Below are 11,606 nucleotides of genomic sequence, written 5' to 3'. Positions count from 1 at the left end.
TGCGATCTTGATCAACTCACTGCGCATGACTATCATGGTTCCATCGTTAGCCATTCCCCCAGGAGCCGCCATGCAAGAGCACACCTTCCCCACGTATTTCCTGTCGCACGGCGGCGGCCCATGGCCGTTCATGAAAGACCAGTTCGGCGGCCGCTACGACGTGCTCGAAGCGTCGCTGCAGGATATTCCGCGCCAGATCGGTGCGCGCCCGAAAGCCGTGCTGGTCGTCACGGCGCACTGGGAAGGGCCGCAGTTCCTCGTCTCGGCCAGCCCCCGGCCGGGCATGATCTACGATTATTCGGGCTTTCCGCCGCACACCTATCAAATCCAGTACCCGGCACCGGGCGCGCCGGACCTGGCGGCGCAGGTCAAACAATTGCTCGACGCGGCAAACCATCCGGCCCGCCTCGACCACGAGCGGGGTTTCGACCACGGCACCTTCAGCGCCCTGTTCCCCATCTATCCGCAGGCGGACGTGCCGCTGGTGCAACTGTCGCTCAAGCACGGCTACGATCCGCTCACGCACGTCGAGGTGGGTCGCGCGCTGGCCGGCTTGCGCCGGCAAGGCGTGCTGATCGTCGGCAGCGGCCTGTCCTATCACAACCTGCGCCAGTTCGGCCAGGCGGGTGCCGTCGCCTCGCACCAGTTCGACGCCTGGCTGCGCCAGGCCATGGCCCTGCCGCCGCAGCAGCGGCTGGAACAGTTGCTGGCCTGGGACCGGGCGCCGGGCGCGCGCCAGGCCCATCCGCAGGAAGACCACCTGCTGCCGCTGATGGTGGCGCTGGGCGCGGCAGAGCAGGAAGCGGCGCACGTGGTGTACCACGAGGAAGATTTCTTTGGTGCGCTGGCGGTGACCAGCTTCAGGTTTGGGGGTATGGGGTCAGACCCTCAACACCGCTAACGGCTGGCTCAACGCCAACGCCATCGGGGGTCTGCCCCCAGAAGTAAAAAAAGCCGCTAACTAGCGGCTTTTTTTACTTACGTGCCGCGCTTGCCGCGCGCCGCATTCCTGGCCTTTTCAGCCGCGATCTCCGCTGCCTTGGCCGCCTTTTCCGCCATCTCGGCCGCGTGCTGGGCCAGCAGGGCCGCGCGCGTGTCCGGCGTTTCCAGCGAGATGCGTCCCAGGATGCCGCTGCGGTAGTCGAGCAGCAGGGTATGCGAGGCTTTCTCGAAATCGTAGTCGCCGCCCTTGATGCGGAAACCGCGCTTGGCGGCAATGCCTTCAACCACGCCGATGGCGTCGACTTCACCGACCTTGGTGCCGTAGCGGGCCGCCAGCAAGTCCGGGTAGCGCTTGAGCAATTCCTCGGCCAGGAACACGGCCACTTCTTCCTCGATCAGCGCGTTCGAGCCGATGGCGTGGCTGGCTGCCAGCATCAGGCCGTCGCTGGGGATGGCGATCTTCGGCCACAGCATGCCGGGCGTATCGACGAGGATGGTGTTCTTGTCCAGATACAGCTTTTGCTGCATCTTGGTGACGGCCGGCTCGTCGCCCACCTTGGCCACGCGCTTTTTCAGCAGCGCGTTCATCAGGGTCGACTTGCCCACGTTGGGAATACCCATGATCATGATGCGCAGCGGCTTCGTCGGCACGCCGCGGTGCGGCGCCAGCGATTTCGCCAGTTCCGGGATGCGTGCCACGTCGCCCGGCTTCTTGGTCGTCATCGCATACGCGGTCACGCCTTCCTGGGCGTTGAAATAGGCGACCCAGGCAGCCGTGGCGGCAGGATCGGCCAGGTCGGTCTTGTTGAGGATCTTCAGGCAAGGGCGCTGGCGGAACAGGCGCAACTCGTCCACCATGGGATTGCAGCTGGCTGCCGGCAGGCGCGCGTCCACCACTTCAATCACCAGGTCGGTGTTTTCCATGGTCTCGGCCGCTTTCTTGCGGGCCGCGTTCATGTGTCCTGGGTACCATTGTATCGCCATGCTCTTGCTTTCAGTTCGTTCAGTCAATCCGCTATTTTACGTGGTTGCCGCCACGACGTCGCATTTTCCGCCGCCGGCGCCAGCCGTGCGACGCGGACGAGACAATTGGTGATAATTTAGCAGTTACATGAATGATAAGATCCGCAGTCCGTCCAGCCTGGCCGGTTCCCCCATTGCAAGCTTAACCTGGCACGCATTCCATGCATTTTCCCCGTCTTTCCCTTTTCGCCGCCCTTTGCACCTGCCTGCTGCCCGCCATGGCCCAGGAACAAGGGGCGGCATCAGGCGATCCGGCCAGCCAGGAAATGCAGCAAATCGTCGACGTGCAAAGCACGCGCGACCCCGACCTGCGCCCCTACCGCACCATGCTCAAGGGACTCGACGCGTATGCCGACCACCAGCGCCTGGCGCCGGGCGCACCGCTGCGCTTCATGCTGATCCCCGCCACGCCCAAGGCCAGGCTCGATGGCGTGACCCTGCACCTGTCGGCCGACAATCTGTCCATCCCCGTGCCGCTGGCGGCCGATGGCGGCTTCACCTTGACGCGCGACAAGACCGCCTACGATGCAAATGCCGACCTGGTCAGCAACAAGAGGCGCGCCACCCTGCGCTGGCGCGCCGACATCCACACGCCGGGCCTGCCCCAGAACGTGCGCCGCCTGGGCGACTTGCGCCTGGAATGCGAAATCCGCTGGGCCGTCGAGCAGGATGAGCTGTCCTTTGTCCGGCGCAACCTGTTCCGCCTGGCGGGAGGACCGTGCCATTCGTCGCTGATCCACGTGCCCTACCCCGTGTTCCGCAAGCTGCTGGCCGTGCAGGCGCGCTCGGGCGAGCGCACGATGGACATCCGCGTGACGGAAGACCGCCAGCGCTATGTGCCGCCCCTGCATGACGGGAACTGGGACGACAACACCCTGCTGACCCTCACTTACGCCGAGGATGGCAACGTGGCCGGCGCGGCCCCCGCCGCTCCCATGAAGGGGGCGCTAGTGCAGTGATGCGGGCGAGGAAAAGCAGGTCAAATATTTCCAAATGGATTCTTATATTTACTGCAAGCAACAAAAAAGTATGCTTTAATATCGCCTCTTAAATGAAAAGCAATTATTTTCCAGACTGGCCAGCGCCAGGTGCAGGGAAATACGCGATGGGGATTGGCCGATATGACGATGGAACACAGTGGCGCAACGCCGGCGCCGCACACGGAAACCGAGCGTGCCGGCTGGCGCCCGCGCCAGATCAAGGCGGCGCCCAAGCGCGCGCCGCGCCATGGCAGCGTGCCGCACCTGAAGAAGGAATGCCGGCAATTGCAGCTGCAGGTGGCGCAACTGCAAGAGCGCCTGAAACGCCAGAGCGCCGACAGCTATGGCTTGCAAGTGCTGTATGACCAGCTGGTCAATGAAATCAAGCACCACCGCGACATGCTGCAACTCGACAGCTTCGATGCGGAGAAATCCTCGCTCGTCTACACGCAGGCATGGCGCCGCTTCATGGCCGGCGACGCGCTCGACTACCAGACCCACCGCCACACCAACTCCCGCAGCCGCCCCAGTTTGCTGTAATTACAGTTCCGCCAGCGCCTTGACGTGCGCCGCCACGCTGCGGCCCAGCGACGACAGGTTGTAGCCTCCTTCCAGGCAGCTGACGATGCGGCCCTTGCCGTACTGGCTGGCCACGGCCATCATTTGCTGCGTCATCCACGTGTAGTCGGCCTCCACCAGGCCCATGCCGCCCACGTCGTCTTCGCGGTGGGCATCGAAACCGGCCGAAATGAAAATCATCTGCGGCTGCTGCCGGTGCAGCGCGGGCAACCAGTGGTCGAGCACCAGCTGGCGCACCACGTCGCCCTTCGAGCGGGCCGGCACGGGCACGTTCACGCGCGTATCCGTGTAGGACTCGACATCGCTGTACGGATAAAACGGGTGCTGGAAAAAGCTGACCATCAGGATGCGGGGATCGTGCGCCACGGATTCAGCCGTGCCATTGCCATGATGCACATCGAAATCGACGATGGCGACGCGCTCGAGTCCCCGCACGTCGAGCGCGTGCTTGGCGGCGATGGCCACGTTGTTGAACAGGCAGAAACCCATGGGCTCGCTGGGCCGCGCATGGTGGCCGGGCGGGCGGATCGAGCAGAAGGCGTTGCTGATCTCGCCATCGATGACGGCGTCCGTGGCGGCCACGGCCGAGCCGGCCGCGGCCAGCGCCGCGTTGTAGCTGTGCGCATTGAGCAGGGTGTCACCGTCGAGCGGGTAGTAGTCGCCGGCGGGCGGCACGTTGTCGCGCACGAGGCCGATGGCCGTGGCGCTGTGGTTGCGCTCGATATCGGACAATTGCGCGCGCACGCCGTCGCGGTGCTCGACCAGGTCGCTGATGTGCGCGAGGATCAGTTGATCATTGATGGCCTGCAAGCGGGCCGGCGATTCGGGATGCCAGTCGCCCATTTCGTGGCGCTGGCAATCGGGATGGGTATAAATGGCTGTGCTCATGCGCTGTACTGGTTACCTCTGTCTCTGTCCATTCTCTGTCCACACGGGAACGCTCACGGGGAATACTGCACGGCATTCCTGCCTGCCCGGCGCGTTCTCGCATAAAATCATTGGCTGGTCTGTGCCGCCCTTGCCTCGGCACTAATCTACCACGTGCGCGGCGCAGGCGGGCGGCGTGGTTTGACCTGGCCAAAGCGATTGTAAATTAAATAATCCCGTGTACTGTGATAGAAATAGCATGTTTTCGAAAATACACCAGGCCGCACAGCAGATCGGCGAAGTTCTCGTCGGCAAACAGTTACAGATCCGCCAGACCCTTGCCTGCGTGCTGGCGGGCGGCCACCTGCTGATCGAAGACGTGCCCGGCGTGGGCAAGACCACCTTGGCCCATGCGCTGGCCGTCTCGCTGGGCCTGCAATGGAAGCGCCAGCAATTCACCAGCGACCTGCTGCCGGCCGACGTGGCCGGCATGAGCGTGTATGACCGGGGCAGCGCAAGTTTCCAGTTCCATCCCGGCCCCCTGTTTACCCAGGTGCTGCTGGCCGACGAAATCAACCGCGCCACGCCAAAGACGCAGTCGGGCTTGCTGGAAGCGATGGAGGAGCGGCAAGTGACGCTCGATGGCGTCACGCGGGCGCTGCCGCAGCCGTTCTTCGTCATCGCCACGCAAAACTGCGCGCACCAGCTGGGCACCTTCCCCCTGCCCGAATCGCAGCTCGACCGCTTTCTCATGTGCGTCACCCTGGGCTACCCCGATGCGGCCGCGGAACGGGCGCTGCTGCTGGGCGCCGACCGCCGCGCCATGCTGCAGACCCTGCCGGCCGTGATGAACGGGGAGGAATTGCTGCAGGCGCAAGCGGGCCTGCGCGCCATCCACGCCTCGCCCGCCGTCGTCGACTATGTGCTGGCCCTCGTGCATGCCACCCGCGTGCCCGGCGTGTTTGCCGACGGCCTCAGCCCGCGCGCCGCGCTGGCCCTGCTGCAGGCGGCGCGCGCCTGGGCCGCCCTGGCCGGACGCGACCACGTCACGCCCGACGATGTGCAAGCCGTGCTGCTGCCCGTCTGCGCCCACCGCCTGCATGCGGCGCAAGGCGCCACGGATAGCCGCACCTTGCTGCAGCAGTTAATGTTGAGCACGCCCGTCTGAGCGGCATGCGCTGGCGCGATCACCCGTGGCTGCCGGCGCGCCCCTGGCTGGGCGCGCAGCGCGTGCACATCCGTCCCTCGCGCGCGGGCCTGGCGTTTGCGGCCCTGCTGCTGGCGCTGTGGATCGCCGCCGTCAATTACCGCCTGGGCCTGGGCTATGCGCTCACGTATTTCGCCGCCGCCTGCGCCATCGCCGACATGCTGTTTGCCAGCCGCAACCTGGCGGGACTGGCGCTGGCCGCCACGCCGGGCCAGCCCGTGTTCGCGGGCAGCCACGCTTTTTTTACCTTGCGCCTGATCAACCGCAGCGCCCGCCCCCGCCATGCGATCCGCCTGGCCGCCCACGGTTCTGCTGCAGCGCCCAGCCTGGCCGACATCGCCGCCCACGGTGACACGGCCGTCAGCATCGGTGTCGCCGCACAGCAGCGGGGCTGGCGCGATGCACCGGCCGTGCGCCTGTCCGGCAGTTTTCCACTGGGCCTGTTTGTTGCCTGGTGCCATTGGCAACCCGAGGCGCGCGTACTCGTGTATCCGCGTCCCGAGCCCGATGCGCCGCCGCTGCCCTCGCTGGCGGGCGCGGCGCGGCAGACAGCACCAGCGCCGCGCGCATCCGGCGGCGCCCTGGAACTGGCGGGCGTGCGCGCCTACCAGCCAGGCGACTCCTTGCGGCGCCTGGCCTGGCGCCAGATCGCCCGCCAGGATGGCGCGCATTTGTTCAGCAAACAATTCCAGCCTGCCGCCGACGCACCGGCGGGCGCAGCCCGTGGCAGCATCGTGCTGGACGACGCCACGCTGCATGCGCTGGCGCCGGAAGCGCGCCTGTCGCGCCTGACCGCCTGGGTGCTGCAGGCGGAACGGACGGGCCAGCCATACGGCTTGCGCCTGGGCGCGCTGTCGCTGGCGCCGGCCCTCGGTGCCAGCCAGCGCGACGCCTGCCTGCGCGCGCTGGCCCTGCATGGCTTGCCACAGCATGAGGCCATGACATGAGGCTATGGCTGACCAACTTGCCGCGCGACAAGGCCGACATCCTGCTGCTGTTGCTGGCCGCCGCCATGGTGCTGGCGCCGCACGCGCTGCACCTGCCGCCGTGGCTGTCGGCCGCCGCCGGCGCGCTGCTGCTGTGGCGCGCCAGCATGACCGTGCGGGGCCGGCGCCAGCCGCAGCTGGCCGTGCTCGTGCCGCTGGCCCTGCTGGGCATCGCCGCTGTCTACGCCAGCTACGGCACGGTGCTGGGGCGCGATCCGGGCGTCGCCCTGCTGGCCCTGCTGCTGGCCTTGAAATCGCTGGAAATGCATGGCCGGCGCGATGTCTTCGTCTTCGTCTTCCTCAGTTTCTTTTTGCTCTTGGCGAACTTTTTCCATGCGCAAGGCATCCTCAGCGCCATCTGGATGCTGGCGACCGTCATCGTCCTGCTGGCCGGCCTGCTGTCGGCCCAGTACGGCACGCTGCAGCCCCGCCTGGCGCAACGCCTGGGTTTGCTGGCACGCATGCTGGCGCTGGCCATCCCCCTGTCGGCCGTGATGTTTCTGCTCCTGCCCCGCCTCGACGGCCCCCTGTGGGGCGCACCGCACGAGGGCACGCAAGCGCGCACGGGCTTGTCCGACAGCATGCAGCCGGGCGCCATCGCCTCGCTGGCCCTGTCGGGCGAGCCCGTCCTGACGGCCCGCTTTTCCACGCCGATACCGCCGCAAGACCAGCTGTACTGGCGCGGCGTGGTGCTGGGCGACTACGACGGCACCACCTGGACGCGCCGCGGTGCGGGCCAGCGCGCGCCAGCCACCGACAGCCGCATCGACATCACACTGGAAGGCCAGCCCAGCCAATACGAAGTGACCTTGCAGCCGAGCGGCCAGCGGCGCATCTTCGCACTCGACCTGCCGCGCAGCATCGAACGCTTGCCCGGCAACCCGTATGTCGTGTCGTCCGCGCTGGAAGTGCTGACGGCGCAAGCCATTACTTCGACCGTGCGTTACCGCGCCAGTTCCCAGCCCGATTACCGGCTGCAGGCAGGCCTGTCTGCGTCCCGGCAGCAGCCATGGCTGGCATTGCCCGCTGGCAGCAATCCACGCAGCGTGGCCTGGGCCCGCGCACTGCGCGGCAGCGGCGCGCACGCGCTGGCACCCGCCGACGCCATCGCCGCCGTGCTCGACCACTTCCACCGCGCACCGTTCCGCTACACGCTGCAGCCACCGCTGCTGGGCAAGCATGGCGTCGACGACTTCCTGTTCACCACGCAGGCGGGCTTTTGCGAGCATTACGCGGGCAGCTTCGTCGTGCTGATGCGCGCCATGGACATCCCCGCGCGCGTCGTCACGGGCTACCAGGGCGGCGCACGCAGCAGTGACGGCGCCAGCCTGACGGTGCGCCAGTCCGATGCCCATGCCTGGAGCGAAGTGTGGCTGGCAGGCCGGGGCTGGGTGCGCGTCGACCCCACCAGCGCCGTCACCCCCCTGCGCACGGAGCGCAATCTCGACGCGGCCCTGCCGGCGGCCCCGTCGCCACTGTGGGCCTGGCGCGCGCTGGCCGGTCTCGATGGGGGCGCCAGCGGGGCGCTTGCCGCCTGGCGCCAGCAATGGCAGCAGGCCGAGCACGTCTGGAGCAACTGGGTGCTCGACACCACGCCGCAGCGCCAGCGCGCCATGCTCGACGGCTTGAAAAACCTGCCGGCTACGACCCTGGCACGCGCTTGCGCCGTGCTGGCCCTGCTGTCCGCCATGGCCGGCGCCCTCGTCTGGTGGCGGCAGGCGCGGCAAGGCGATCCGCTCGATACGCTGTACGCGCAGTTTTGCCATCAGCAGGCGCTGCGCGGCTACAGCCGTGCGCCGCATGAAGGCCCGCACGGTTATGCTGCGCGCCTGGTTGCCGGCAAGGCCACACCCGAGGCGCACGCATCCATCGCACAGTTTCTGGCAATCTATGCCGCGATGAAGTATGGTAATGCCAACCCAGACGAACAACTCCGCGCGCGGCGCAGCTTGCGCCGCCTGTTAACCCAATGCCGATGAGACGCTCCTTGTTACCGATCAAATACCCCGCCCTGTCCCTGCTCCTCTCCCTTCCCCTGTGCCTGGCGACCGCGCATGCGGGCGAGAACAGCAATATTTCCGCCGCCGACCGCGCCCGCGCCGTGCGCGCGGCCAAGGCGCCGGCCGCCAAGGCCACCGTAAAGAAAGCACCGGCAAAGTTCGACTTCGAAGGCGAATTTGTCGACTATGCCAACTGGAAAGAAGTCCGCGCCTTCCTCGACGACATGTCGGCCAAGCATGGTTTTGACCGCGCCGCACTCGACACCCTGTTCGGCAAGGTGCGCTATGTCGAGTCGACCGTGCAGCTGATGAAGCCCGCGCCGCCGGGCAAGCCGAAGAACTGGCAAGCGTACAGCGCCCGCTTCATCGAACCCGTGCGCATCAATGCGGGCGTGAAATTCTGGGAAGAGAATGCCGAGGCGCTGGCCCGTGCCGAGCGCGAATATGGCGTGCCGGCCGAAATCATCGTCGGCATCATCGGCGTGGAAACCGTGTACGGACGCAACACGGGCCGTTTCCGCGTGCTCGACGCGCTGACGACCCTGGCGTTTTCCTATCCGGAAAGCCCGACGCGGGCCGCGCGCATGGAATTTTTCAAGGGGGAACTGGAAAACGCGCTGCTGTTCGCGCGCAAGGATGGCATCGATCCGCTGACCCTGCTCGGCTCCTACGCGGGCGCCATCGGCCTGCCTCAGTTCATGCCCAGCAGCATCATGAAATATGCGGTGGACTTCGATGGCGATAGTCACATCGACCTGCGCAATTCCACCGCCGACGCCATCGGCAGCGTCGCGCATTTCCTCGTCGAGCACGGCTGGCGGCGCGACGACCCGGCCGTCAGCACGTATCCCGTCAACGTCTCGGCCAGCCGCGCCTGGGAAAAATTCATCGGCCAGGGCTTGCAAGCGAAGTACCGGCTGGCGGAATTGCAGGAAGCCGGCGTCACTGCCGCCCCAAGCACGCCCCAGAACATGTTGTTCGGCTTGATCGATTTACAAAATGGTTCAGAAGCAACTGAGTATCACTTGGCAACCAATAACTTCTTTGCTATAACTCAGTACAACAGAAGTTATTTTTATGCCATGTCAGTAATCGACTTGGGCAAGGCCATCAGCCAAGTGCGCGCACGCTAACTGAAAGTCAGTGTAAAGTTATAATATTACTTGTAAGAAAGCGTAAGCGATGTTGAAGCGACCGGCAAACAGGTCTATGGTGGGGTCGATAACATGTGCCAGCCTTGCTCGCCAGCCTTTGTGCGGCACGGAATACGGAAATGGTTTTATACTTAACTTTTGTCAAAGTACAATTTTTGTTCTATCATAGAGCATAATAAAGAATAAATAGCTGTTGCAACAAGACAACACCTATTTTGTACAAAGCAAGATTACGAGGCTTTCCGGCCTGAAATTGAATCCTGTTGTACAATTGTGTATATATCATGAAAAACTGTATCCCGGATCGTACCGTGTGTGAATTCGTTCCTTTTAGTAAAGAATGAACATGAACGCAGCAAGAGCGAGCTCCGAGTGTTTTTTACTTTGCAGTGCAACTACAGAAGGAACAATAACATCATGACAAACCAAGTCGGCATTGATATGAACAGCGATTCGGACTCCGACGATCTGCTCCAGTACAACCCAAACAGATTGCTCGATACCCTGATCGAAAACCTGCGCCTGAAAAACGACGCAGCATTGTCCCGCGCGCTGGAAGTAGCGCCGCCAGTCATCAGCAAAATCCGTCACCACCGCCTGCCTGTCGGCGCATCGCTGCTGATCCGCATGCACGAAGTCAGCGACCTGAGCATCCGCGACCTGCGTTACCTGATGGGTGACCGCCGCAACAAATTCCGCATCAGCGACAAGCAATTCAAGCCAAAAGAAGGCGAAACGCCACAAGGCTGATCCTGCCAGTTGCGCAGGTTTTCCCTCCCCGCCATGGGGAGGGGGTATTTCCAGCAGTCCTCAGGCCGTCCTGGCCAACATCAGCTCCATTACTTCGCCATTACGCAGGAAAAACGCCGGTCGACAGATAGCGGTCGCCGCGGTCGCAGACGACAAACACGATGGTCGCATTTTCCACCGTCTGCGAAATGCGCAGTGCGATTTCGCAGGCGCCGGCCGCCGAGATGCCGCAGAACAAGCCTTCTTCCGCCGCCAGGCTGCGCGCCATGCGCTCGGCCACGCCCTGGCTCACGTATTCCACCTGGTCCACGCGCGATTTGTCGTAGATTTTCGGCAAATACGCTTCCGGCCACTTGCGGATGCCGGGAATCTGCGACCCTTCCTCGGGCTGCGCGCCGATGATCTGGATGGCGGGATTCTGTTCCTTCAGATAGCGCGACACGCCCATGATGGTGCCCGTCGTGCCCATGGCGCTGACGAAGTGCGTCACGCGCCCTTCCGTGTCGCGCCAGATTTCCGGTCCCGTGCTTTCATAGTGGGCGCGCGAGTTGTCTTCGTTGGCAAACTGGTCGAGGATCACGCCGCGGCCATCCTTCTGCATCTGTTCGGCCAGGTCGCGCGCGTATTCCATGCCGCCCGTCTTCGGCGTCAATAAAATGTCGGCGCCGTAGGCGGCCATGCTCTGGCGGCGCTCCACGCTGAGATTGTCCGGCATCAAGAGCAGCATCTTGTAGCCGCGCAAGGCGGCGGCCATGGCCAGCGCGATGCCCGTATTGCCGCTGGTCGCCTCGATCAGGGTATCGCCTGGCTTGATGACGCCGCGCTCTTCAGCGCGCTTGAGCATCGACATGGCGGCGCGGTCCTTCACGGAGCCGGCCGGGTTGTTACCCTCCAGCTTGCCCAGAATGACGTTGTTGCGCGCAAGCGCATCGGCACCCGGCAAGCGCGTCAGTTGCACCAGCGGGGTATTGCCTATCGTATCTTCAAGTGTCTTGTAAGCCATCGTGTCTGTTTGAGTAAATTCAACAAAGACCCATTCTAATATGAGATGCTGGACGACGTATGGCTAAAAACCGGCGTCCGCCAGGCAGGCCCCGCTGCGGCGCCCCGCGCGCCAG

Annotated in this window: 11 protein-coding genes; 8 read left to right on the top strand and 3 right to left on the bottom strand. The window is 64.6% G+C overall.

What is annotated here, in order from left to right:
* Positions 1-70: 70 nt before the first annotated feature.
* Positions 71-901: a DODA-type extradiol aromatic ring-opening family dioxygenase gene (locus VPH41_RS25265; protein ID WP_328571898.1), complete on the top strand. Its 831-nt coding sequence runs from the start codon at positions 71-73 to the stop codon at positions 899-901.
* Positions 902-978: 77 nt separating this feature from the next.
* On the opposite strand, the gene ylqF is transcribed toward VPH41_RS25265, so the two are convergent.
* Entirely contained in the window at positions 979-1,899 is a 921-nt protein-coding gene (gene ylqF / locus VPH41_RS25260) for a ribosome biogenesis GTPase YlqF (protein WP_405002830.1), read from the bottom strand.
* A 284-nt stretch (positions 1,900-2,183) separates the two neighbouring features.
* Here ylqF and VPH41_RS25255 point away from each other — a divergent pair, with 284 nt between their 5' ends.
* Complete coding sequence (locus VPH41_RS25255; protein WP_328571897.1) at positions 2,184-2,924, top strand: hypothetical protein; 741 nt, start codon at positions 2,184-2,186, stop codon at positions 2,922-2,924.
* 162 nt (positions 2,925-3,086) lie between these two features.
* Positions 3,087-3,485 carry a hypothetical protein gene (locus VPH41_RS25250; protein ID WP_328571896.1) on the top strand — a complete coding sequence of 133 codons (399 nt, stop codon included), beginning with the start codon at positions 3,087-3,089 and terminating at the stop codon, positions 3,483-3,485.
* Here VPH41_RS25250 and VPH41_RS25245 read toward each other — a convergent pair whose 3' ends face one another.
* Positions 3,486-4,412 (bottom strand): histone deacetylase family protein, encoded by a 927-nt coding sequence (locus VPH41_RS25245; protein WP_152258126.1) that lies wholly within the window; start codon positions 4,410-4,412, stop codon positions 3,486-3,488.
* A gap of 238 nt (positions 4,413-4,650) precedes the next feature.
* Here VPH41_RS25245 and VPH41_RS25240 point away from each other — a divergent pair, with 238 nt between their 5' ends.
* From VPH41_RS25240 to VPH41_RS25220, 5 genes are all read left to right on the top strand, one after another.
* Positions 4,651-5,559: an AAA family ATPase gene (locus tag VPH41_RS25240; protein WP_328571895.1), complete on the top strand. Its 909-nt coding sequence runs from the start codon at positions 4,651-4,653 to the stop codon at positions 5,557-5,559.
* Positions 5,560-5,564: 5 nt separating this feature from the next.
* Positions 5,565-6,545: a DUF58 domain-containing protein gene (locus VPH41_RS25235; protein ID WP_328571894.1), complete on the top strand. Its 981-nt coding sequence runs from the start codon at positions 5,565-5,567 to the stop codon at positions 6,543-6,545.
* A complete protein-coding gene (locus VPH41_RS25230) occupies positions 6,542-8,563 on the top strand; it encodes a transglutaminase TgpA family protein (protein ID WP_328571893.1) in 2,022 nt (673 codons plus the stop codon). Before VPH41_RS25235 ends, VPH41_RS25230 begins: the two co-directional genes overlap by 4 nt.
* Positions 8,564-8,571: 8 nt before the next feature.
* On the top strand, positions 8,572-9,717 hold the full coding sequence (mltB, locus tag VPH41_RS25225) for a lytic murein transglycosylase B (RefSeq protein ID WP_328571892.1): 1,146 nt from the start codon (positions 8,572-8,574) through the stop codon (positions 9,715-9,717).
* A gap of 438 nt (positions 9,718-10,155) precedes the next feature.
* Positions 10,156-10,488, top strand: a complete 333-nt coding sequence (locus VPH41_RS25220) for a hypothetical protein (protein ID WP_034751784.1) — start codon at positions 10,156-10,158, stop codon at positions 10,486-10,488.
* Positions 10,489-10,588: 100 nt separating this feature from the next.
* Here the strand turns inward: VPH41_RS25220 and cysM are convergent, their stop codons facing one another.
* Positions 10,589-11,491 carry a cysteine synthase CysM gene (cysM, locus tag VPH41_RS25215; protein WP_034751785.1) on the bottom strand — a complete coding sequence of 301 codons (903 nt, stop codon included), beginning with the start codon at positions 11,489-11,491 and terminating at the stop codon, positions 10,589-10,591.
* Between the last annotated feature and the right edge of the window lie 115 nt (positions 11,492-11,606).

Source organism: Janthinobacterium sp. P210006, assembly GCF_036231885.1.
Lineage (GTDB): Bacteria > Pseudomonadota > Gammaproteobacteria > Burkholderiales > Burkholderiaceae_D > Janthinobacterium > Janthinobacterium violaceinigrum.
Note: the sequence above shows the minus strand (reverse complement) of the source record. Positions and strands in the feature narration are given on the sequence as shown.